The organism is Mycobacterium cajalii (genome assembly GCF_045809005.2).
Lineage (GTDB): Bacteria > Actinomycetota > Actinomycetes > Mycobacteriales > Mycobacteriaceae > Mycobacterium.
In genome coordinates, this window is the sequence record NZ_CM141436.1 from 5,698,167 (window position 1) to 5,720,671 (window position 22,505).

A 22,505-nucleotide genomic window follows, 5' to 3' on the forward strand; every position below is an offset into this window, starting at 1 on the left:
TTCATTAGTATTACGGGTCGGCCGATCGGGCCACGAAGAACGACCCGGGACGCGCAGCGCCGGCGGGACACACAGGGCAGGAGTCGACGTGCGGCGTCGCTGGCGATCGGTCTCGTCGATCGCCCTCGTCGGCGCCACCGCCCTCACCGGCTGCGCGCCTCCCGGGCACCCGCACGCGAACACGGTGGTCGCGTCCACCGACGTATGGGGCAGCGTCGCGCGCGCGGTCGCGGGCCGCCATGTCGCCGTCACGTCCATCCTGAGCGGCGCCGACGCCGATCCCCACGCGTACCGGTTGACCCCCTCGGACGCCGCCGCGATCGCCGACGCCGCGCTGGTCGTCTACAACGGCGGCGGTTACGACCCCTGGGTGAACCAGGCGCTGGCCGGGCGTCCGCGCGCCGCGTCGGTCGACGCCTACTCGTTCGCGGCATCCCCGGCACCGGGCCGGCAACCCCCCGACGAGCACGTCTTCTACGACTTGGACGTTGCCAAGTCGGTCGCCGCGACCCTCGCCGACCGGCTGGCGGCCATCGACCCGCGCGACGCCGCCGACTACCGCGCCAACGCCGCCGACTTCTGCCGCGGGGCCGACGCCGTCGCCCTCTCCGAGCACGCCATCGCCGGCGCGTATCCCGGTACCGCGGTGGTCGCGACCGAACCGGTGGTGCATTACCTGCTGACCGCCTCGGGCCTGGTGGATCGCACCCCGGCCGCGTTCACCGCGGCCGGCGAGACCGAAACCGATCCCGCGCCGGCCGACATGGCATCCGTCCTCGGCCTCATCGAGCACCGCGAGGTCTCGGCGCTGCTGGTCAACCCGCAGACGTCGACGCCCGCGGTCAACGGCCTGCGACAAGCCGCACGGCGCGCGGGCGTGCCGGTCACCGAGGTCACCGAGACCCTGCCGGAGCACACCGACTACCTGACCTGGCAGCGTGACACGGTCAACCGGCTGCTCGCCGCCCTGCGCACCAACCGGCGGGCGCAGCCGTGAGCGTGCAAGCGGCCCCGGCCGTCGGCCACCCCACGCCCGCGGTCCGCATGACCGACGCCCGGCTGGCGTTCGGTGACCGCACGCTGTGGGACCGCCTGGACCTGTCGGTGTCCGCGGGCGAGTTCATCGCGGTGCTGGGCCCCAACGGCAGCGGGAAGACGTCGCTGCTCAAGGTGCTGCTCGGGCAGCTGCCGCTCAGTGGCGGCACGGTGCTGGTGGACGGCAGGCCCGTCACCGCAGGCAGCGACCGGATCGGATACGTGCCGCAACATCGTCCGCTCGACCGTGACGTGATGCTGCGCGGGCGCGACCTGGTGCAACTCGGCGCCGACGGGCGCCGCTGGGGCGTCACCCCGCTGCGGTCGGCCGGGCGGGCCCGTCGCCGGGCGGCGGTCCGACGCGCGCTGCGCCAGGTCAACGGCGAGCATCTGGCCGACGCCCGCGTCGGCGTGCTCTCGGGCGGCGAACTGCAACGGCTGCGGATCGCGCAGGCGCTGGTCAGCGAACCGGCGTTGCTGCTGTGCGACGAACCGCTGCTCACCCTGGACCCGGCCAACGCCAAGCTGGTGGCGGCGCTGATCGACCGCCGCCGCCGGGACGCCGCGACCACCGTCGTCGTCGTCACCCACGAGGTCAACCCGATCCTGCCGTACGTGGACCGGGTCCTGTACCTGGTCGACGGCCGCTTCGGGGTCGGCACCGTCGAGCAGGTGATGACCACCGAGACGCTGTCGGCGCTGTACCGGGCCGACATCGAGGTGGTGAAGGCCAAAGGTGGCTACGTGGTGGTGGGCGAGCCGATCGACGGGCACCGCCGGTGAACCACCGCCTCCCCGACGTGCTGGGCCACCTGTTCTCCTTCGATGTCACCGCCCACCTGCTCAACTACGACTTCGTCCGGCAGGCGCTGCTGGCGGCCGCCCTGCTGGGACTGGTGGCCGGCCTGATCGGACCGTTCGTCGTCATGCGCCAGATGTCGTTCGCGGTGCACGGATCCAGCGAACTGTCGCTGACGGGCGCCGCGTTCGCGCTGCTGGTCGGGGCCCCCGTGAGCGTGGGAGCCCTGGCCGGCAGCGCTCTGGCCGCCGCGGTGTTCGGGATCCTCGGCCAGCGCGCCCGGGAACGCGATTCGGTGATCGGCGTGGTGCTGGCGTTCGGGATGGGGCTGGCGGTGCTGTTCGTCTACCTCTACCCCGGACGGACCGGCACCAGCTTCGCGTTGCTGACCGGCCAGATCGTCGGCGTCGGCTACACCGGCCTGGCCATGCTGGCACTGGTGTGTCTGCTGGTCGCCGCCGTGCTGGCGGCGTGCTACCGCCCGTTGTTGTTCGCCACCGTCGACCCGGAGGTGGCGGCCGCGCGAGGTGTGCCGGTCCGCGCCCTGGGCGTCGTGTTCGCCGCCCTGGTCGGCGTGGTGGCCGCCCAGGCGGTGCAGATCGTCGGGGCGCTGCTGGTGATGGCGCTGCTCATCACGCCGGCGGCCGCGGCCGCCCGGGTGGTCGCCTCGCCGGCCGCCGCGATCGCGGTCTCGGTGGCCTTCGCCGAGTTCTCCGCCGTCGGGGGCATCGTGCTCTCGCTGGCGCCCGGCGTCCCCGTCTCGGTCTTCGTCGCGACCATCTCCTTCGTGATCTACCTGCTGTGCCGGCTACTCGGGCGACGCCGCCGTCCGACGCTTCCCTAAGCTGGGCAGGTGGCCGGAATCGACCTGAACGCCGACCTGGGCGAGGGGTTCGGTGTCTGGCGTCTCGGCGATGACGAGGCGATGCTCGAGATCGTCACCAGCGCCAACGTGGCGTGTGGATTCCATGCGGGCGATCCCGCCGGCCTGTTGCAGGTGTGCCGGTCGGCCGCCGAGCGCGGGGTGCGCATCGGCGCCCAGGTGAGCTATCGCGACCTCGCGGGGTTCGGCAGGCGCTTCATCGACGTCGACGCCGAGGAACTGCTCGCCGACGTGGTCTACCAGATCGGCGCGTTGCAGGCGATCGCCCAGGCGTGCGGTTCGACGGTCTCCTACGTCAAACCCCATGGCGCGCTGTACAACACGATCGTCGCGAACCGTGAGCAGGGCGCCGCCGTCGCCGCGGCGGTACACCTGGTGGACGCCGGCCTGCCGGTGCTGGGCATGGCGGGTTCGGCGTTCTTCGACGAGGCGGCCCGCCTCGGCCTGCGCACGGTCGCCGAGGCTTTCGCCGACCGCGCCTACCACCCGGACGGCAGCCTGGTCTCCCGCCGGGAACGCGGCGCCGTGCTCGACGACCCGGCGGCGATCGCCGAGCGCGTCGTGACCATGGTGACCTCGGGGCACGTCACCGCGATCGACGGTGCCCGCGTCGCCGTCGACGTGGAATCGGTTTGCGTGCACGGAGATTCGCCCGGCGCGGTGCAGATCGCCGCCGCGGTGCGCGACCGGCTCAGGGCCGCCGGCTCCGACATCAGGGCGTTCTGCTGATGCGGCTGCGACTCGGCCGGCCCGATATCGCGCGATATGCGGACCGGTTCGACGTGCCCGCCGCCGAATCGGGACTTTCGGTGACGTGGCTGGGCGTGTCGACGCTGCTGGTCGACGACGGGTCGTCCGCGCTGATGACCGACGGGTACTTCTCCCGACCCGGCCTGGCGCGGGTCGCCGCCGGCACCGTGGCCCCGGCACCGGCGCGCGTCGACGGCTGCCTCGCCCGCGCCAAGGTGTCCCGGCTCGCGGCGGTCATCGCCGTGCACACCCACATCGACCACGTCCTGGACTCCGCCCTGGTCGCCGACCGCACCGGCGCGCAGCTGGTCGGCGGGCGATCGGCGGCCAATGTCGGGCGGGGGTACGGCCTGTCCCCCGACCGGCTGGTGGTCGCCGTCGGCGGCGAGCCGATCCGGTTGGGCGCCTACGACGTCACGCTGGTCCGGTCGCGGCACTGCCCGCCCGACCGGTTTCCCGGGGCGATCGATGCGCCGCTCACCCCGCCGGTGCGGGCGTCGGCCTACCGCTGCGGGGAGGCGTGGTCGGCGCTGGTGCACCACCTGCCGTCGGGCCGGCGGCTGCTGATCCAGGGCAGCGCCGGCTTCGTCGAGGGCGCGCTGGCCGGCCAGGGCGCGGACGCGGTCTACCTCAGCGTCGGCCAGCTCGGCCTGCAGCCCCGGTCCTACCTCGTCGACTACTGGACGCAGACCGTGCGCGCGGTGGGCGCGCGCCGGGTGATCCTGGTCCACTGGGACGACTTCTTCAGGCCCTTGTCGAAGCCGTTGCGCGCCCTGCCCTATGCGGGCGACGACCTGGACGTGTCCATCCGCGTCCTCGACGAACTGGCCACACGGGACGGCGTCGCGCTGCACCTGCCCACGGTGTGGCGGCGCGAGAACCCCTGGGCGTGAGACGGATCGAACCGTGATGCTGGCTCTTTCGCTGTTGCTGCTCGCTGTCGTCCTCGGGTTCGCAGTGCTGCGCCCGTCGGGTTGGCCGGAGGCCTTCGCGGCGGTCCCGGCGGCCGCCATCCTCGTCGGGGCCGGCGCGATCTCGGTGCACCAGGCGGTGCGACAGGTCGCCGACCTGTCCGGTGTGGTGGCGTTCCTGGGGGCGGTGCTGGTGCTCGCCAAACTCTGCGACGACGAGGGCCTGTTCGAGGCCGCGGGGGCCGCGATCGCGCGGGTGCGCGTCGGGTCGCACGGGCTGCTGCGCCAGGTGTTCGTCATCGCCTCGACCATCACCGCCGTGCTGAGCCTGGACGCCACCGTGGTGCTGCTGACGCCGGTGGTGCTGGCCAGCGTGCGCCTGCTGCGCACGCCGGTGCGCCCCTATGCCTACGCCACCGCTTCCCTGGCCAACGCCGCGTCGTTGCTGCTGCCGGTGTCGAACCTGACCAATCTGCTGGCCTTCCACGTGGCGAACATCTCGTTCACCAGGTTCGCCCTGGTGATGGCGTTGCCCTGGCTGGTCACCATCGCCGTGGTGTATGCGGCCTTCCGCTGGTTCTTCGCGGCGGACCTGCGCGTCACCCCCCATCCCGAGGAACGCGAACCGGCACCGCGCCCACCGGTGTTCGTGTTGGTGGTGGTGGGGCTGACGCTGGCCGGGTTCGCGGTCGGCCAGTCGGTCGGCGTGGCCCCGGCGTGGGTGGCGCTGGCCGGCGCCTCGGTGCTGGCGGTGCGCAGCCTCGGTCGCGGGCACACCTCGGTGGTCGAGATCGTGGGCTCGGCGAGCGTGTCGTTCCTGGTGTTCGTGCTGGGGCTCGGCGTGGTGGTGCACGCGGTCATGCTCAACGGGATGGATGCCGCCATGTCCCATGTGCTGCCGTCCGGTTCGGGTCTCGCTGCGCTGCTGGCGATCGCCGCGGTGGCCGCGGTGCTGGCCAACATCGTCAACAACCTGCCGGCGACGCTGGTGTTGTTGCCGCTGGTGGCGCCCGCCGGGCCGGTCGCCGTGCTCGCGGTGCTGCTCGGGGTCAACATCGGCCCCAATCTGACCTACGTCGGCTCGCTGTCGAACCTGTTGTGGCGCGGCGTGTTGCGCCGTCACGATGTCGAATTCGGGGTCGGGGAGTACAACCGCCTCGGGCTGTGCACCGTTCCGGTGAGCCTGGTGGCGGCCGTGGTCGCCCTGTGGGCGAGTGCGCGGCTGCTGGGCCTCTAGTTCCGGTGGTAGGCCGGCGGCAGCGGCATACCGAGCCCGGCCATTACGCTGCGCGCCAGCGTCGGGTAGTCGGTGATCAGCCCGTCGACCCCGTCGGCGATCTGATCGCGCATGTCGGCGGCGTCGTCGACGGTCCACGGAATGACCCTGAGCCCCAACGCGTGCGCGCGGTCCACGAAGGCTTTGTCCACCAGCGTGTAGTCCGGCGAGGCGGTGTCTGCACCGACCAGCCTCGCCCCGACGAGAGGATCCCCGACGAAGGCTGGGTCGACGCCGTTCAACCACGGCGAATCCGGTACCCACGTCGTGTGGTCCCACAACGCCGCCAGGGGAATCAACGGGTCGGCCCGGCGCACCAGCGGTAGCGTCCGCCAGTCGAAGCTCTGTATCTCCACGCGATCGGCCTTGCCCGCCGCCCGGACCGCGGCCAGTATCACGTCGACGAACTGCTGGGGGTCGGCCGAATCCGCGGGCCGGTCGGCCTCCACCTTGGTCTCGATGTTGTAGCGGATGTCGGCGCGGTAGGAATCGGCGAGCGCGAACACCTCCGGCAGGACCGCTATCCTGTTGCCCCGCAAAACTTCCGCGTCGGGAAAATCGGGGAGCCGCTTGCCGCAGTCCAGGGTGCGGATCTGCGCCAGCGTCAGGTCGTGCACCAGCTTGCCGACGTAGGGGTACCGGGGGTCGTGCGGGAACGCGGCCGCGGTGTCCGAGCACTTCTCGGGCTCGATCGTCGCGTCGTGCCACACCAGCGGCTGCCCGTCTTCGGTGAGGACGATGTCGAATTCGAGGGTGGTGACGCCTAATTCGATCGACTTGGCGAACGCCCGCAGCGATTCCTCGGTGGTCTCGCCGCGCCCGCCGCGGTGCGCCTGCAGATCGAAGCCGGGCGGTTGCGCGGAGGCCGTTGGGGCCAGGAGCGTCACTGCCGCCAGCAGCGCACCCCATGTGCGCGAGCAGACGCAGAATCGCCGGGAAACTGCCCGTTTTGGGCGATTCTGCGTCTGCTCGGCCAAAGAGGCTAGCCCCTGCGCCGGCGGGCTATCTCGGCGAGCACCACCCCGGCGGCCACAGAGGCGTTCAGCGACTCGGTGCGCCCGGCCATCGGGATCGACACCACCTCGTCGCAGGTCTGGCGCACCAGCCTCGACAGCCCCTTGCCTTCCGAGCCGACGACCACCACGAGCGGGTCGGTGCCGTCCAAGTCGTCGATCGGTGTGTCTCCGCCGGCGTCCAGGCCGACCACGCGCAGGCCCTTATCGGCCCAATCCTTCAGCGTCCTGGTGAGATTGGTGGCCCGCGCCACCGGCATGCGGGCCGCCGCCCCGGCACTGGTGCGCCAGGCCACCGCCGTCACCGACGCGGAACGCCGCTGCGGGATCAGCACGCCGTGGCCGCCGAACGCCGCCACCGAACGGACGATCGCGCCGAGGTTGCGGGGATCGGAGATGTTGTCCAGCGCGACCAGCAGCGCCGGCGGCGAGCCGAGAGCGTCGGCGAGCAGGTCGTCGGGATGGGCGTAGTCGTAGGGCGGCACCTGCAACGCGATGCCCTGGTGCAGATGGTTGGCGGTCATGCGGTCCAGGTCCGAGCGCGGCACCTCGAGGATCGCGATGCCCGAATCGGCGGCCCGGGAGACGGATTCGGTCAGCCGCTCGTCGGGTTCGACGCCCAGGGCGACGTAGAGCGCGGTCGCCGGCACGCCGGCGCGCAGGCACTCCAGCACCGGGTTGCGGCCGAGCACCGTTTCCGCTTCGTCGGTCCGCTTGACCGGACGCCGCTGCTGGGCCTGCTGCTGGGCGCGCTTGGCCGCGGGATGATTGGGCCGCAGGTGCGCCGGCGGGGTGGGCCCGCGCCCCTCCAGGGCGCGGCGGCGCTGACCGCCCGACCCGACGGTCGGGCCCTTCTTGGTTCCGAATTTGCGTACCGCGCCGCGGCGCCGCGAGTTGCCGGCCATTTACCTGCTCCCGTCGCCGCGTAGCGACCACTGCGGCCCGTCCGCGGTGTCGGTGACCTCGACGCCGGCCTCGTTGAGCCGGTCGCGGATCTCGTCGGCCAGCGCCCAGTTGCGCTCCTGACGGGCCTTGTCGCGGCTTGCGAGCTCGGCGCGCACCAGCACGTCGACGGCGGACAAGGCAGCCGACGTCTCGTCGCGGGTCTCCCAGCGTTCGTCGAGCGGGTCGCAGCCCAGGATGCCCATCATCGCGCGGATCGCGCCGGCCTGCTGCAATGCGCCCTCGTGATCGCCGGCGTCGAGCGCCCGGTTGCCCTCCGCGCGGGCGTGATGGATTTCGGCCAGGGCGGCGGGAACCGCCAGGTCGTCGTCGAGGGCCTCGGCGAACCGCGGGGTCCATGCACCCGGCGCGACGGCACCGACCCGGGTGCGGACGCGGTGCAGGAACTCCTCGACCCCGACATAGGCCTTGACCGCGTCCTGCAGGGCGGTCTCGGAGAACTCCAGCATCGACCGGTAGTGCGCGCTGCCCAGGTAGTAGCGCAGTTCTTCCGGGCGCACCCGCGCCAGCATCGCCGGTATCGACAACACGTTGCCCAGCGACTTGCTCATCTTCTCCCCGCCCATCGTCACCCAGCCGTTGTGCAGCCAGTACCGGGCGAACCCGTCGCCGGCCGCGCGGCTCTGCGCGATCTCGTTCTCGTGGTGGGGAAAGACCAGATCCATTCCACCGCAATGGATGTCGAATTCCGCACCGAGGTAGGTATGCGCCATCGCCGAGCATTCCAGGTGCCAGCCCGGGCGGCCGCGCCCCCAGGGCGTGGGCCACGACGGCTCGCCCGGCTTGGCACCCTTCCAGAGGGTGAAGTCGCGCGGGTCCCGCTTGCCGGTGGCCGCGCCCTCGCCCTGGTGGACGTCGTCGATCCGGTGCCCGGACAGCTGCCCGTACTCGGGGTAGCTGAGCACGTCGAAATAGACGTCCCCGCAGGCGGCGTAGGCGTGCCCCGTCTCGATCAGGCGCTGCATCAGCTCGACCATCTGGGTGATGTGCCCGGTCGCCCGGGGCTCCGCGGACGGCGGCAGGACGTCCAGCGCGTCGTAGGCCGCGGTGAACGCGCGCTCGTAGGTGGCCGCCCATTCCCACCACGGCCGGCCCGCCGCGGCCGCCTTGTTGAGGATCTTGTCGTCGATGTCGGTCACGTTGCGGATGAACGCCACATCGTAGCCGCGGGCGATCAGCCAGCGGCGCAGGATGTCGAAGGCCACCCCGCTGCGCACGTGCCCGATGTGCGGCTGGCCCTGGACGGTGGCGCCGCACAGGTAGATCGAGACGTGGCCCGCGCGCAACGGGACGAAGTCACGCACGGCGCCTGCCGCCGTGTCGTGGAGCCGCATGGGGGCGCGATCGGTCACGACGTGCCAGCTTACCTGCCGGTTATCAGGCGCCCCGCCCGCAACGGGTCGCTACGCGACGGGCACGACCAGCGCGGTCGCGATGGCGGCCAGGCCCTCACCGCGCCCGGTCAGGCCCAGCCCGTCGGTGGTCGTCGCCGACACCGACACCGGCGCCCACAGCAGCCCCGACAGCACCTGCTGCGCCTCGGCGCGGCGCGGGCCGATCTTCGGCCGGTTGCCGATCACCTGCACGGCCGCGTTCCCGACCCGGTACCCGTGCCGCGAGGTCAGCTCGGCGACGTGCGACAGCATGGCGGCGCCGCTGACGTCCGTCCAGCGCGGATCGTCGATCCCGAACACGGCGCCGATGTCGCCCAGCCCCGCGGCCGACAACACCGCGTCGCACAGCGCGTGCGCCCCCACGTCGCCGTCGGAATGGCCGGCGCAGCCGTCGGCGTCCGGGAACAACAGCCCGACCAGCCAGCAGGGCCGCCCGGGCTCGATCGGGTGGACGTCGGTTGCCAAACCGATGCGGGGCAGCTGGATCATCGGCGCACGATCGCCTCGGCCAGCAACAGATCGAGCTGGGTGGTGATCTTGAACGCCAACGGGTCGCCGTCGACGACCTGCACCTGGCCGCCGACGTGCTCGACGAGCGACGCATCGTCGGTGAACCCGGCAGCCCCGGTACCCCGAACGGCCCGGTAGGCGCGCAACAGCAGGTCGGTGGCGAATCCCTGCGGCGTCTGCACGGCTCGCAGCCCGGCCCGCTCCGGGGTGCCCAGCACGACCCCGTTGGCGTCCACGGCCTTGATGGTGTCGTGCAAGGGCAGCGCCGGTACGACCGCGGGATGGCCGGCGCGCAGGGCCTCGACCACGCGCACGATCAGCGTGGGCGGTGTGAGCGCGCGGGCGGCGTCGTGCACCAGCACGTAGTCCGGGCGATCCGACTCGTCGAGGGCCGACAGCGCCAGGCGCACCGACTCGTAGCGGTCGGCTCCGCCGGCCACGACGGTGGCTTGCCCGGCCAGCGACTGCCGGGCCTGGTCGACACGATCGGCGGGAACGGCCGCGATCACGCGGTCGACCCCGGACTCCAGCAGCCCGGCCACGGCGCGTTCGAGCAGGGTGCGCCCGTCGACCTCACAGAATGCCTTGGGAATACCGGCGGCCAACCGTTGGCCGGAGCCCGCCGCCGGGACGACCGCGACCACCACAGCCTCACGGCCTTCAGGAAGCGGCAGCAAGAACCTCGTCGAGGATGGTCTCCGCCTTGGCGTCGTCGGTGCTCTCCGCCAACGCCAGTTCGCCGACCAGAATCTGGCGGGCCTTGGCAAGCATGCGCTTCTCGCCGGCGGACAGACCGCGCTCCTGGTCGCGCCGCCACAGGTCGCGCACCACCTCGGCGACCTTGTTGACGTCGCCGGAGGCGAGCTTCTCGAGGTTGGCCTTGTACCGGCGGGACCAGTTGGTCGGCTCCTCGGTGTGGGGGGCCCGCAGCACCTGGAAGACCTTGTCGAGGCCTTCCTGTCCGACGACGTCGCGGACGCCGACGTACTCGGCGTTATCCGCGGGAACTCGAACTGTCAGGTCGCCCTGCGCCACTTTCAAGACGAGATATTCTTTTTGTTCCCCTTTGATGGTCCGGGTTTCGATCGCCTCGACTAACGCAGCACCGTGGTGGGGGTAGACAACGGTGTCGCCGACCTTGAAGATCATCTGATTCGAGCCCCTTTCGTTACTTCATCCTAACACGGCGGCCCAACACGCGCGAAGCAACAGTGCAGGTCAGAGGCACAACACGCGTAGGTTAGGGGTTGACAGGCGGAGCAAGACGTGCAATAGGACACACACCCATCTCCTCGTTTTGCCCTTTGGGTAGTTTACCGGAGGCCCGTTACCCAGGTCACGCCGCCTATCCTGCGCCCCGCGCTACCGCGGTCGGCGGGTCCCTACTACTCTGCATAGTTGCAAAGGCGAATGCGCATCGTTGCCAAGTCGAACCGGCCCGCCAGGAGGCACCGAGTGAACCGTTCCAAGATCCGCCTCCCCCTTGCCGTCATCGCCGTTCTGGGCCTGGCCGCCCTGCTCAGCGGCTGCGGAGCCGGCCAGGTTTCGCAGACGGCGCTGCAGGATCCGGCCATCAACGGGAACAAGGTGACGATCCAGAACGTGGCGCTGCGCAACATCCGCATCCAAGCCGTTCAACGCGGCGACTTCCTGCGGCCGGGCCGCACGGTGGAGCTGGCGCTGGTGGCCGTCAACGAGTCCCCGGACACCACCGACAACCTCGTGGGCATCACCAGCGAGATCGGCACGGTGACCGTGTCCGGTGACACCCGCATCCCCGCCGGCGGAATGTTGTTCATCGGCGAGCCGGAGGGTAAGTACGTCGCGCCGGGCCCGATCGACTCCGACACCGCGGCCAGGGCGACCATCACCTTGGCCAAGCCGATCACCAATGGCCTCAACTACCACTTCACCTTCAATTTCGAGAAGGCCGGGCAGGCCAGCGTGCTCGTGCCGATCTCGGCCCCGGTGACCTCTCCGGAGGTCTGACCCGGGCGTTCCCGGCCTGTCACGCCGGGCTTGTCGGACCGGCCCGATACCTTCGTGGCGTGGCAAACACGCGCTCCCAATACCGCTGCTCGGAATGCCGCCACGTCACCGCGAAGTGGGTGGGCCGCTGCCTGGAATGCGGCACCTGGGGCACGGTCGACGAGGTCGCAGTGCTCAGCGCGGTCGGCGGCGCCCGCCGACGGCCGCCCGCTTCCCGGGCCGTTCCGATCACCTCCGTGCAACCGGACACCAGCCGGCACCGCTCGACCGGTGTCGACGAACTGGACCGGGTGCTCGGGGGCGGCGTGGTGCCCGGGTCGGTCACGCTGCTGGCCGGCGATCCCGGCGCGGGCAAGTCGACGCTGCTGCTCGACGTCGCCCATCGGTGTGCGCAGTCGGGCCGGCGCGCGCTCTACGTCTCCGGTGAGGAGTCTGCAGGCCAGATCAGGCTGCGCGCCGACCGCACCGGTTGCGGCGGTGACGAGCTCTACCTGGCCGCCGAATCGGACGTGCACGCGGTGCTGGAGCACATCGCGACGGTGAAACCCGCGCTGGTCGTCGTGGACTCCGTGCAGACCATGTCCACGACCGAGGCCGACGGCGTCGCCGGCGGCGTCACGCAGGTGCGCGCGGTCACCGCCGCCCTGACCGCGGCCGCGAAGGCCGGCGGCGTCGCCCTGATCCTGGTCGGCCACGTCACCAAGGACGGGGCGATAGCCGGGCCGCGGTCACTGGAACATCTCGTCGACGTCGTGCTGCATTTCGAGGGCGACCGCAACGGTCCGCTGCGCATGGTCCGCGGCGTGAAGAACCGCTTCGGCGCGGCCGACGAGGTCGGGTGTTTCATGTTGCACGACAACGGCATCGAGGGCGTCGCCGACCCGTCGAACCTGTTTCTGGATCAGCGGCCGGCGCCGGTCCCGGGGACCGCGATCACCGTGACACTGGACGGGAAGCGCCCGCTGATCGGCGAGGTCCAGGCCTTGCTGGCGACGCCTTCCGGCGGGTCACCGCGGCGCGCCGTCAGCGGAATCGACCACTCCCGCGCCGCGATGATCGGCGCCGTGCTGGAGAAGCACGCCAGGTTGAACATCGCCGTCAACGACGTCTACCTGTCGACCGTGGGCGGCATGCGGTTGACCGACCCGTCCTCGGATCTGGCCGTCGCGCTGGCGCTCGCGTCGGCATACGCCGACCTGCCGCTGCCGACGACGGCGGTGATGATCGGCGAGGTCGGCCTGGCGGGCGACCTGCGCCGGGTCGGCGGAATGGAACGGCGGCTGGGCGAGGCCGCACGCCAGGGATTCACCATCGCCCTGATTCCCGACGGGGACGACCCCCGACGCGAGATCGTGCCGCGCGGCATGCGGGCGCTGCGGGCACCGACCATCGTCGCGGCGCTCGAGCACATGATCGACATCGCCGATCACCGCACCGCCACGCCCCCGGGGCCGCGGCGGCTGGACGCGTAACGCGATGTGGCCGCAGAATGACACGCTGTGACTGGTCCGAGTCTGCGTGAGACTGTCGCCCGCCTGGCCCCGGGGACCGGGCTGCGGGACGGCCTGGAGCGCATCCTGCGCGGCCGCACCGGCGCGCTGATCGTGCTCGGCAACGACGAGAACGTCGAGGCCATCTGCGACGGCGGCTTCGCGCTCGACGTCCGGTACGCGCCCACGCGCCTGCGCGAGCTGGCGAAGATGGACGGTGCCGTCGTGCTGTCCACCGACGGCAGCCGGATCGTGCGGGCCAACGTGCAGTTGGTCCCGGACCCGTCGATACCCACCGACGAGTCGGGAACCCGCCACCGCTCGGCGGAGCGGGCCGCGATCCAGACCGGCTACCCGGTGATCTCGGTCAGCCACTCGATGAACATCGTCACCGTCTACGTCGGCGGCGAGCGGCACGTGGTGGCCGATTCGGCGACCATCCTGTCGCGCGCCAATCAGGCGATCGCCACGCTGGAACGGTACAAGGCCCGGCTCGACGAGGTCAGCAGGCAGCTGTCGCGGGCGGAGATCGAGGACTTCGTGACGCTGCGCGACGTCATGACGGTCGTGCAGCGGCTCGAGTTGGTGCGCCGGATCAGCCTCGCCATCGACAACGACGTCGTCGAGCTGGGGACCGACGGGCGCCAGCTGCGGCTGCAGCTCGATGAGCTGCTCGGCGACAACGACATCGCCCGGGAACTGATCGTGCGTGACTATCACGCGAGCCCGGAGCCGCTGTCGGAAGCGCAGATGACCGCCACCCTGGACGAGCTGGACGCGCTGTCGGACGCCGAGCTGCTCGACTTCACTTGTCTGGCAAAAGTTTTCGGATATCCCACGACAGGCGAGGCGCAGGATTCGGCGCTGAGCCCGCGCGGCTACCGCGCGATGGCCGGAATTCCCCGGCTGCAGTTCGCCCACGTCGATCTGTTGGTCCGGTCGTTCGGAACGCTGCAGGGGCTGTTGGCGGCCAGCGCGAACGACCTGCAGTCGGTGGAGGGCATCGGCGCGATGTGGGCCCGCCACGTGCGGGAGGGGCTGTCGCAATTGGCGGAGTCGACGATCGCCGACTCCCTCCGCTGAGATCTCAGCCCGTGCGGGCCGGGGCGACCTGCGGGCCCTCCGGTGGGGCCGCGGCGGCCGGACCCGGCGCGGGCACCGGACCCGGCGGGGGCGGCGGGGGGTTCAGGATGAACGGAACCGCCTGCGAGCGCAGATTGCCCAACTGCACGACCAGGTTGTAGGTGCCGGGCCCGATGGCCGGCCGCGGCAGCGGGCAGTGCGGCGCCGACCCCATGCCGGTCCACGTCACCGCCGTCGTCACCTGCTCGCCCGGCGTGAAGGTCTTGATCAGGGTCTCGTTGGACGGCGCGCAGTCCAGGTTGGACCACAACCGCTTGTTGTCCAGCGAGTAGACGTATGCGGCCAGCACCGCGGCACCGACGTCCCGCTTGCACGCCACCAGGCCGATGTTGGTCACGACCATGGTGAACTTCGGCTGGTCGCCGATGAAGTACTGCGGCTGGTTGGTCAGCCCCTTGACGGCCAGCGTCGAATCGGGGCAGTCGTCGCCCTCCTTGAGCACCGGCGGCGGCTGCACCGCCGCGGTGGGGGTGGGCATTTCCAGGTTCTGCCCCGAACCCGGCGCCGCCGGGTTGTTGCCGTCCTGCCCCGGAGCCGCCGGCGGGGCCTGCGGCGCGGGCGCGCCGGGCTTGCCCTGAGCGGAGTTGGGCTTGTCGGCGGTGGCGGGTTTGGCGCCCTCGTTGCCGCCCATGAAGCCGATGACGATCGCGACCACGATTCCGACCACGATGATCGCTATGCCCAGCGCCAGGCCCCTGCGCCGCCAATAGATCTCCGTGGGTAACGGGCCACGCGGTTCCAGATCCAACACATTCACACCGTAGGCCCAGGTCATCCGGATTTGTCCGACCCGCCTCGGCGTGTCGCGGAGTTAGCCGGCCAACCGCCGTGTTAGTGGGGCGCTCGTCTCCCGACCGTCAGCCGGCCATGCCCCGCCTATTCGCCGATGTCGCCGACGTGGCCGCGCAACGCCGCACGCCCGTCGGCGAGGTGGTAGGTGGCCCCCGCTAGCGCCAGCGTGCCCGCGGCGACGCGCTCGGCGATGGCCGACGAGCGGGACATGAGCTGCGTTACCGTCTCGCGCACGTGCCGTTCCTCGAACTCGTCGACGCGGGTCAGGCCTTCGCGGCGGCCCATCAGGATCGAGGGCGTGACCCGCTCCACCACGTCGCGCACGAAGCCACCCGGTATCGCACCGTCGTCGATCGCGCCCAGCGCCGCCTTGACGGCGCCGCAGCTGTCGTGGCCGAGCACGACGATGAGCGGCACGTCGAGCACCGTGACCGCGAACTCGATGGAGCCCAGCACCGCCGCGTCGATGGCCTGCCCGGCGGTGCGCACCACGAACATGTCGCCCAGGCCCTGGTCGAAGATGAGCTCGGCCGCCACCCGGCTGTCCGCGCAGCCGAACACGACGGCGATCGGCTTCTGCCCCGCAGCCAGGCTGGCCCGGTGCTCGACACTCTGGCTGGGATGCTGCGGCTGGCCGGCGACGAACCTCTCGTTACCCTCTTTGAGTGCTTTCCACGCGGTTACCGGACTGGTGTTAGGCATGGCCCACATCATGCCCCACCCGCCGGTGAACGGAAGCCCAACTGTGCGTGCCGACGAGTTGCTGCCGTGGTACGACCGGTGCCGCCGCGATCTGCCGTGGCGGGAGCCGGGCGTCAGCGCGTGGCAGATATTGGTCAGCGAGTTCATGCTGCAGCAGACGCCGGTGTCCCGGGTGCTGCCGGTCTGGTCCGAATGGGTGCGTCGCTGGCCAACCCCGTCGGCCACCGCCGCCGCCAGCGCGGCGGACGTCCTGCGCGCCTGGGGCAAGCTGGGCTATCCCCGGCGGGCCAAGCGGCTGCACGAGTGTGCCACCGTCATCGCGCGTGACCACCACGACGTGGTCCCCGACGACGTCGAGACGTTGCTGACTTTGCCCGGCGTCGGGAGCTACACCGCGCGTGCCGTGGCCTGCTTCGCCTACCAACGGCCGGTGCCGGTGGTGGATACCAACGTGCGCCGCGTGGTGGCCCGGGCAGTGCACGGCCGGGCCGACGCCGCCGCACCGTCGGCGGCCCGCGACCACGCCGACGTCGCGGCGCTGCTGCCCGCCGACGACACCGCGCCCCGGTTCTCGGTTGCCCTGATGGAACTGGGTGCGACGGTCTGCACCGCGCGCACCCCGCGGTGCGGGCTGTGCCCGCTCGGCGAGTGCGGGTGGCGGCGCGCCGGTTACCCCGAGGCGCAGGGGCCGCCGCGCCGCGCGCAGACCTACGCCGGCACCGACCGCCAGGTCCGCGGGCGGTTGCTCGATGTCCTGCGCGGCAGCGATTCTCCGGTCACCCGCGCCGAACTCGACGTGGCGTGGCGGGCCGATCACCTCCAGCGCGAGCGGGCGCTGGACTCGCTGCTCGCCGACGGCCTGGTCACCCGGACCGCGGACGGCCGGTTCGCGCTGGCCGGCGAGGGGTAGCGCTCAAAGGTCATTGCCGGCGTAGGACTGGTTGAAACTTTTGTCGGCCAACCGGAAGTCGGGGACGATGGTGTCGGGCCATCGCGACGGGCAGCGCGGGCCAGTTGAACCAGGACGGGTCCACGGTCTTGGCGCGGGTGATGCGACCATCGGCGGCGATTTCGACGCGGTGCACCACGGTGCCGCGCCAGCCCTCGACGATGCCGACACCGCTGCCGTGGACTGGCGCCGCGTCGGCCGTGTGACGGGTTGGGCCGCAGTGGTTTTCGATCAGACGACAGGCCAGCTCCGTTGCGCCGCGGCGAACTCGTCGCGGCGCACCGTGTAGCGGGCCAGCACATCGCCCGCGGTGGCGGCGTTGATGCGCAGCAACTGTGCACGGTCGCGCAAAGCGTGCGCGTTGGCGAGCCCGAAGCCGACGTCGTTGGCCAGTGCACCCAGGTCGGCGACGTGGTTGTAGAGCAGTTCGAGTTCGACGAGCAGCGCGCGCAGCCGGTGCACCTCGTCGGGGAGTTCCACTCCGAGCGCGTCTTCGACGGCGAGGGCGTGGGCGAGCGCGTGCGCGACGGAGGTGTCGCCGCTGACGCGTTCGGCCAAGCCGACCGCGTCGTCGGCGGGGCGGCCCTCGAAGAGCTTCTCGACTCCCCGGTGCACGAACCACAGTCGCGCCTTGAGCCGCAGCACCGTCTCTCCGGCGACGAAGAACCGGAAATGGCCGGCTTCGATCGGCCCGGCGTGCACGGGGCCGACCGGGATCTCGTAGACGCCCGTCCCCTCGACGGGCACGAAGGGCAAGCGGCCGGCGCCGTCGAAATCCGTTGGGGGCCGGGAGCAGAGCCGCCGCCAGGGTGCGCGGCACGGCTATCCGCGCCGCGCCGTCGCCGCTGCCGAACAGGATGCGTCCGGTGTTGCGCGCCAGCGCCGCGAAGACGACCGCGACGAGCAGGGCGGCGGCGCCCAGAACCCACGTGAGCCGGGCCTGGGCGAGCGAGCGGGCTATGGCGAGCTCGCCGGCGAACATCGCAAAGGGCGGCAGCCCGAGCAGCACGATCACACCCACGGCGAGCGACACACCGATCAGACGGGAGCGCCGCAGCACGTCGGTGATGTCGGCGATCGCGGGGGAGCCGTGCACGGCCTGCAACTGACCGCTCGCCAGGAACGGGATCGTCTTGCCGATCCTGTGCGGGAGCACATGCAGCAGCTGCGCGGCGATCGCCAGCGTGGTTCCGGCGGCGGCCGCGGTCGCGATCAAACCCGTGTTCTCCATCGAGGAATAGGCGAGCATGCGCTTGACGTCGGGCGTCACGGTCAGCATCGGCGCCGCCGTCACCAACGTCGCCAGGCCCATCACCAGCAGCCCCGACCGAATGAAGGTGGGCCCGGTCGCGGCGCGCGCCTCCACAACCCGGCACGGCGGTCGCTTTATTTACGAATTCCTTTTCCTAATTATTGACACGTGTAATTCCTCTCGCGTACTGTCCATCGCATGTACAGCGCTCCTGCGACGCTCGTCTTGGTTTTGGCCCTGCCCCTCCTCGCTTCACTGACCGCGCTGCTGGCCGGCTCGCGATCCCCCCGCCTCGCGGGGAGAATCGGGGCCTCGGCCGCCGGTGCGGGATTCCTCGGCGCAGTCCTGCTCGGGCTCGCCTCGACGGTCGACGGCCCCGTGTCTGCCACGTTGCCCACACATCACGGCACCCAGCTCGTCGAGCTGGAAGCCGACAGGCTCAGCGCACTGCTGCTGGTACTGGTCTACGGGGTGAGCGCGGTGGTCCAGGTCTTCGCTCTGCGATACCTCGCGCGCGACACACGGGCGCGCTGGTTCACGGCCGGCTGCGGCCTGCTCACCACCGCCTCCGCCGGCGTGATGACCGCCGGAACGCTCGTCGGCCTGGCCGTCAGCTGGACGTCGGCCGGCGCCGCGCTGTGCCTGCTGCTGGCCACCTACTGGGAGCTGCCCGCCGCCCGGGAAGGGGTGCGACGCACCGCCACCGCGCTCGCGCTGGGCGACCTGGCCCTGTGGCTGGCGGTCGTCCTGGTCACCGCACAGCGGGGCAATGTCAGGCTCTCGACATTGAGCCACGACGGAATCGAGCAACCGCCACTCCTGCCGGCGGCCGCCGCCCTGATCGTCGTGGCGGCACTGTCGCGATCGGCCCAGATCCCGTTCCAGCGCTGGCTTCCCGCGACGCTGGCCGCACCGACGCCCGTCTCGGCGCTCCTGCACGCCGGTGTGGTCAATGCGGGCGGTGTCCTGCTGGTCCGGCTCAGCCCCATCGTCAGCGGCTCTGCCGTCGCCATGGCGCTGGCGTTCGGCGCCGGCATGCTGAGCATGGTCTACGGCGGCGTCGTGATGCTCACCAGAACCGACGTCAAGGGGGCGTTGGTGTACTCGACGACGGCCCAGATGGGTTTCATGATCCTGACGTGCGGCCTGGGGCTGTCCGCCGCCGCGGTCTTCCACCTGGTGGGCCACGGCTTCTACAAGGCCACGTTGTTCCTGTCGTCCGGCTCGGCGATAGCACGGCGTCGCCAAAAGGCCTCCAGGCCGGCCCATCCGGACCTGACCGCGGGCCGGCGGACGGCGATCCGACTCGCGGCGATGCTCCTGTCCGCCGCCGCGCTCTACACCGCCGCCGCCATCGTGGGCGTGCCCGAGGCCGAGCACGGCTCGGCAACAGCACTACTGATCTTCACCTGGGCGGCCGCCGCGGCGGCGTCGGCGGGCTGGCTGACACGGATCCCGGACGCACGGGCCGCCCTCGCCGGCGGCGCGGCGCTGCTGACGGCGGCAGTCGGGTACGTGGCGCTGCTGCGCGCCGTGACCGGATTCTTGGCTCCGGACCTGCCCGCGGTCACCGTGCCTGCCGCCGCGACGCCCGGCCTGGCCGCGGTGGCCGTCGTCCTGGGCGTGCTGACCCTGGTACGCCAGGCGCCGCCCAACGGCCGCACCGGCCGGCTGCAGCGCGCCATGTACACGAGAGCACTTGTGACAGGACAGATTCCGATGACAACGACAGGAGTGTTCCGGTGACCACGGTGGCTGACCACATCTCGATCGAAACCCGCCGCGCGCTGGTGCGCAGTGAGGTCAACCTGGCCGCCCGCGTGATACCGACCCACTACCCGCTGGAGACGTTCATCGCCGTCAACCCGCTGGCCGGGCTGGAGTCGATGCCCTTCGAGCAGGCCGTCCGGCGCGCCGGTGATCTCTACGGCATTCGGGGCATGCTCGGCGAGATCACCTACCGCGACCTCTACGGCCGCGGACGGATCACCGACGCGGACCTGGAATCGGTCCTGCGGCAGCGCTATCCGGCGCTGCTCGACGGCGCGCCCGTCCGGATGGGGGCCCGCTCGGTGACGCCCGCGGAATTGCTGCGCGCCGACCTCCTTTACAGCGACCCCGCGCCGGCGCCCAAGCGGCGCAACATGACCCGCAGCGAGAAGGCGGCACCGCGGGTGGCCCGACAGGTCGACGACCAGGCGGCCAGATGGTGTGCGGCGTACTTCGGCTCGCCTGCGGCGGCCTGGCAGATGCCCGGTCGGCACGACGGCTTCTATCACGCTTGGCGGACACTGGCCGCCGGGGACCACACGCTGAGCAGGAGTGTCCGGGCCGCACTGAAGAAGGTGCCCAACCGATCCGACGATGCCGCGTTGCAGGCCCTGGAACAGTTGGCTGTCGGCGACGACGAACGGATCACCTACCTGCAGGCGCACTTGACCCGCCTGCCGGGCTGGGCCGCTCACGTCCGGTGGTCCGCGGGGCGAGCCACCGGTGTGGACCTGCTGGACTACCTCGCCATGCGGCTGACTTATGAAGCGGTGTTGTTGTCTCACAGTGGTTCTGTGCCGCCGCGCGGGTCGGCCGGGGCCGGCGATCAGCCCGTTCCCTCGGCCCGTGAACGGGCGGCCGCGCTGGCCCGGGCCTGGGAGCTGGACGAGGTGCAGGACGGCGACCTGGGTGCGGCCGCGCGGGTGTTGTCGGCGCTGCCCGTCACCGCCCGGCCCATGGTATGGCAGCAGGCCTACGAGGCGAACTACCGCGACGCGCTGCTGCGGTCGTTGACGCGGAGCGGGCCGGCACCGAGCGGTGGGCGCCCGCACGCCCAACTCGTGTGCTGCATCGACACCCGGTCCGAGGGGCTGCGTCGCCACATCGAATCCCTGGGCGGATACGAGACATTCGGCTTCGCCGGCTTCTTCGCCGTCGCGATCCGGTTCACCAGCCTGCTCGGCGGAACCCCCGACGATCTGTGCCCGGTGCTGATCAGCCCCGAACACGAGGTCGGCGAGGCCCCGGCACCGTCGGCCGCCGCCGCCGCGCGGCGCCTGCGCGCCGGCGCCGAGACGATGGCCGGAGCCGAGTCGGCGTTCAGCGCAGCCAAACAGGCGCTGCTCGCCCCGTTCACGTTGGCCGAGGCCGCGGGCTGGGCCGCCGGTCCGTGGGCAGCGGCCAAAACGCTGAGCCCCAAAGCATCCGGCACACTGCGCCGGCGGCTGCGCGACCGGCTGGCACCCCCCGCGGCCACCGTGCTGTCGATCAACGACACGGCCGACCTGGCCCGTCGCGTCCTCTACGCGCAGGTGGCGCTGACCACCATGGGACTCACCGAGGTATTCGCCCGTCTCGTCGTACTGTGCGGGCACGGCAGCGTCACCGAAAACAACCCATATCAGGCGGCGCTGGACTGCGGGGCCTGCGGCGGGCAGGCGGGCGGCCCGAACGCCCGCACCGCTGCGGCCATACTCAACGACGCCGATGTGCGCGGCGAACTGCGCAACGCGGGCATCGCGATCCCGCCCGACACCTGGTTCGTGGCCGCTCAGCACGACACCGCGACCGACCGGGTCACCATCTTGGACGAGCATCTGGTTCCGGCCACCCATCGTCACGACGTGCGCAGGCTCAGCGCAAACCTGGGCATCGCCGGCGCCGCACTGGCCGCCGAGCGCTGCCCGGGCCTCCCCGGCGGCCCCGCTGCGCCCGGCCCGGCGCGCGCCGCACGCCACGTCGCCAAACGATCCGCCGACTGGGCCCAGGTGTTCCCCGAGTGGGGCCTGGCTGGCAACGCGGCGTTCATCGTGGCGCCCCGCGCGCTCACCCACGGAATCGACCTGCACCGGCGGGTTTTCCTGCACTCCTACGAAGCCGACGTCGACCCCGAGGGCAGCGCACTGGAGACCATTCTGACCGCGCCGATGGTGGTCGCCCAATGGATCAACTGCCAGTACTACTTCTCGACGGTGGCTCCGGAGGTCTTCGGAGCGGGAACCAAGACCATCCACAACGTCGTCGGCGGCGTGGGTGTGCTGGCGGGCTACGGCGGCGACCTCAAGCTGGGGTTGCCCCGGCAGTCGCTCACCGATGGCCGGTCCTTCGGGCACGAACCCATGCGGTTGTTGACCGTCGTCCAGGCGCCGCTGCAGCGCATCGACACGGTGATTGGGCGAAACCCGCTGCTGCAGAACCTGTTCGGCAACGACTGGGTCTGCCTGGCCGCCCGTGAGCACGCGCACCAAGCCTGGCAACGCTGGACCCGCGGCGGCTGGCGGCCATGGGACTCGACCGTCGCCGCCGACCCTCACCACCCAATCGAGCAGGAGGCAATCCCATGTCGGTAGACGGGCTGACCAAGATGACCAAGATCGAAGTCGTCGTTCCCGGTGAAAACGTACCCGCGGTTCGCGAACAGTTCCGCAGCGCCGGGGCAACGGGTTTCACCAGCGTGTCCGGCGTGTCGGGACTCGGTCACAACGGCTACCACCAGGGCCGGCTGCTTTTCAATCAACAGGCCGCCCTCGAGCTGCTCATCTCCGTTGTGCCGGAGGCAAAGTCCGCAGCGTTGATCGCGGGACTGCGCCGCCTGCTCGACGAATCGCCCGGGGTCATGTTCGTCACCGACACCTATGTGAGCCGACCCGAGTACTTCGGCTGA

Annotated in this window: 20 protein-coding genes and 3 pseudogenes; 13 read left to right on the forward strand and 10 right to left on the reverse strand. The window is 71.3% G+C overall.

Annotated features, from left to right (window positions below; genetic code table 11):
- Positions 1-88: 88 nt before the first annotated feature.
- The 6 genes from ACJ512_RS27240 to ACJ512_RS27265 are packed head-to-tail and all read left to right on the forward strand — an operon-like array spanning position 89 to position 5,615.
- Positions 89-997 carry a metal ABC transporter solute-binding protein, Zn/Mn family gene (locus ACJ512_RS27240; RefSeq protein ID WP_407685748.1) on the forward strand — a complete coding sequence of 303 codons (909 nt, stop codon included), beginning with the start codon at positions 89-91 and terminating at the stop codon, positions 995-997.
- Entirely contained in the window at positions 994-1,818 is an 825-nt protein-coding gene (locus ACJ512_RS27245; RefSeq protein WP_407685747.1) for a metal ABC transporter ATP-binding protein, read from the forward strand. Before ACJ512_RS27240 ends, ACJ512_RS27245 begins: the two co-directional genes overlap by 4 nt.
- On the forward strand, positions 1,815-2,678 hold the full coding sequence (locus ACJ512_RS27250; RefSeq protein WP_407685746.1) for a metal ABC transporter permease: 864 nt from the start codon (positions 1,815-1,817) through the stop codon (positions 2,676-2,678). The genes ACJ512_RS27245 and ACJ512_RS27250 overlap by 4 nt, the downstream gene beginning before the upstream one ends.
- A 9-nt stretch (positions 2,679-2,687) precedes the next feature.
- The gene (locus ACJ512_RS27255; protein ID WP_407685745.1) at positions 2,688-3,446 is read left to right on the forward strand and encodes a LamB/YcsF family protein; all 759 of its coding nucleotides are present in this window, start codon (positions 2,688-2,690) and stop codon (positions 3,444-3,446) included.
- Positions 3,446-4,360, forward strand: coding sequence for an MBL fold metallo-hydrolase (locus tag ACJ512_RS27260; protein ID WP_407685744.1), 915 nt, complete (start codon positions 3,446-3,448; stop codon positions 4,358-4,360). Before ACJ512_RS27255 ends, ACJ512_RS27260 begins: the two co-directional genes overlap by 1 nt.
- Before the next feature lie 13 nt (positions 4,361-4,373).
- Positions 4,374-5,615 (forward strand): SLC13 family permease, encoded by a 1,242-nt coding sequence (locus ACJ512_RS27265; RefSeq protein ID WP_407685743.1) that lies wholly within the window; start codon positions 4,374-4,376, stop codon positions 5,613-5,615.
- Here ACJ512_RS27265 and ACJ512_RS27270 read toward each other — a convergent pair.
- The 6 genes and pseudogenes from ACJ512_RS27270 to carD all read right to left on the reverse strand — a co-directional run bounded on the left by ACJ512_RS27270 (position 5,612) and on the right by carD (position 10,683).
- Positions 5,612-6,550 (reverse strand): glycerophosphodiester phosphodiesterase, encoded by a 939-nt coding sequence (locus tag ACJ512_RS27270; protein WP_407685781.1) that lies wholly within the window; start codon positions 6,548-6,550, stop codon positions 5,612-5,614. The genes ACJ512_RS27265 and ACJ512_RS27270 overlap by 4 nt on opposite strands.
- A gap of 57 nt (positions 6,551-6,607) precedes the next feature.
- Positions 6,608-7,572 (reverse strand): annotated as a pseudogene (gene rlmB / locus ACJ512_RS27275) (23S rRNA (guanosine(2251)-2'-O)-methyltransferase RlmB); the annotation flags it as partial.
- Complete coding sequence (gene cysS / locus ACJ512_RS27280; protein ID WP_407685742.1) at positions 7,573-8,982, reverse strand: cysteine--tRNA ligase; 1,410 nt, start codon at positions 8,980-8,982, stop codon at positions 7,573-7,575.
- Positions 8,983-9,033: 51 nt separating this feature from the next.
- Complete coding sequence (ispF, locus tag ACJ512_RS27285) at positions 9,034-9,513, reverse strand: 2-C-methyl-D-erythritol 2,4-cyclodiphosphate synthase (protein WP_407685741.1); 480 nt, start codon at positions 9,511-9,513, stop codon at positions 9,034-9,036.
- Positions 9,510-10,181 carry a 2-C-methyl-D-erythritol 4-phosphate cytidylyltransferase gene (ispD, locus tag ACJ512_RS27290; protein ID WP_407685740.1) on the reverse strand — a complete coding sequence of 224 codons (672 nt, stop codon included), beginning with the start codon at positions 10,179-10,181 and terminating at the stop codon, positions 9,510-9,512. Before ispD ends, ispF begins: the two co-directional genes overlap by 4 nt.
- 13 nt (positions 10,182-10,194) lie before the next feature.
- Positions 10,195-10,683, reverse strand: coding sequence for an RNA polymerase-binding transcription factor CarD (carD, locus tag ACJ512_RS27295; RefSeq protein ID WP_007166539.1), 489 nt, complete (start codon positions 10,681-10,683; stop codon positions 10,195-10,197).
- A gap of 306 nt (positions 10,684-10,989) precedes the next feature.
- On the opposite strand from carD, the gene ACJ512_RS27300 reads away from it, so the two are divergent.
- The 3 genes from ACJ512_RS27300 to disA are packed head-to-tail and all read left to right on the forward strand — an operon-like array spanning position 10,990 to position 14,096.
- Positions 10,990-11,523 carry a hypothetical protein gene (locus tag ACJ512_RS27300; protein ID WP_407685739.1) on the forward strand — a complete coding sequence of 178 codons (534 nt, stop codon included), beginning with the start codon at positions 10,990-10,992 and terminating at the stop codon, positions 11,521-11,523.
- Between the two features lie 59 nt (positions 11,524-11,582).
- Positions 11,583-12,995 (forward strand): DNA repair protein RadA, encoded by a 1,413-nt coding sequence (gene radA / locus ACJ512_RS27305; RefSeq protein WP_407685738.1) that lies wholly within the window; start codon positions 11,583-11,585, stop codon positions 12,993-12,995.
- A 27-nt stretch (positions 12,996-13,022) separates the two neighbouring features.
- The gene (disA, locus tag ACJ512_RS27310; RefSeq protein ID WP_407685737.1) at positions 13,023-14,096 is read left to right on the forward strand and encodes a DNA integrity scanning diadenylate cyclase DisA; all 1,074 of its coding nucleotides are present in this window, start codon (positions 13,023-13,025) and stop codon (positions 14,094-14,096) included.
- Positions 14,097-14,100: 4 nt separating this feature from the next.
- Here disA and ACJ512_RS27315 read toward each other — a convergent pair whose 3' ends face one another.
- Both ACJ512_RS27315 and ACJ512_RS27320 read right to left on the reverse strand, forming a co-directional pair.
- Entirely contained in the window at positions 14,101-14,907 is an 807-nt protein-coding gene (locus ACJ512_RS27315; RefSeq protein ID WP_407685736.1) for a hypothetical protein, read from the reverse strand.
- A 125-nt stretch (positions 14,908-15,032) separates the two neighbouring features.
- Positions 15,033-15,650: a carbonic anhydrase gene (locus tag ACJ512_RS27320; RefSeq protein ID WP_407685735.1), complete on the reverse strand. Its 618-nt coding sequence runs from the start codon at positions 15,648-15,650 to the stop codon at positions 15,033-15,035.
- Between ACJ512_RS27320 and ACJ512_RS27325 the strand changes: the two genes are divergently transcribed.
- A complete protein-coding gene (locus ACJ512_RS27325) occupies positions 15,649-16,560 on the forward strand; it encodes an HhH-GPD family protein (RefSeq protein WP_407685734.1) in 912 nt (303 codons plus the stop codon). The genes ACJ512_RS27320 and ACJ512_RS27325 overlap by 2 nt on opposite strands.
- 3 nt (positions 16,561-16,563) lie before the next feature.
- On the opposite strand, the pseudogene ACJ512_RS27330 reads toward ACJ512_RS27325, so the two are convergent.
- Both ACJ512_RS27330 and ACJ512_RS27335 read right to left on the reverse strand, forming a co-directional pair.
- A pseudogene (locus ACJ512_RS27330) lies at positions 16,564-17,385 on the reverse strand (nickel-dependent hydrogenase large subunit); the annotation flags it as partial.
- 4 nt (positions 17,386-17,389) lie between these two features.
- Positions 17,390-17,944 (reverse strand): annotated as a pseudogene (locus ACJ512_RS27335) (proton-conducting transporter transmembrane domain-containing protein); the annotation flags it as partial.
- Positions 17,945-18,049: 105 nt separating this feature from the next.
- Between ACJ512_RS27335 and ACJ512_RS27340 the strand changes: the two are divergent.
- From ACJ512_RS27340 to ACJ512_RS27350, 3 genes are read left to right on the forward strand one after another with little or no spacing between them, the layout of a single operon-like run.
- Positions 18,050-19,597: a proton-conducting transporter transmembrane domain-containing protein gene (locus tag ACJ512_RS27340; RefSeq protein ID WP_407685733.1), complete on the forward strand. Its 1,548-nt coding sequence runs from the start codon at positions 18,050-18,052 to the stop codon at positions 19,595-19,597.
- Positions 19,594-22,191, forward strand: a complete 2,598-nt coding sequence (locus ACJ512_RS27345) for a DUF2309 domain-containing protein (RefSeq protein ID WP_407685732.1) — start codon at positions 19,594-19,596, stop codon at positions 22,189-22,191. Before ACJ512_RS27340 ends, ACJ512_RS27345 begins: the two co-directional genes overlap by 4 nt.
- Positions 22,182-22,505, forward strand: a complete 324-nt coding sequence (locus tag ACJ512_RS27350; RefSeq protein WP_407685731.1) for a P-II family nitrogen regulator — start codon at positions 22,182-22,184, stop codon at positions 22,503-22,505. The genes ACJ512_RS27345 and ACJ512_RS27350 overlap by 10 nt, the downstream gene beginning before the upstream one ends.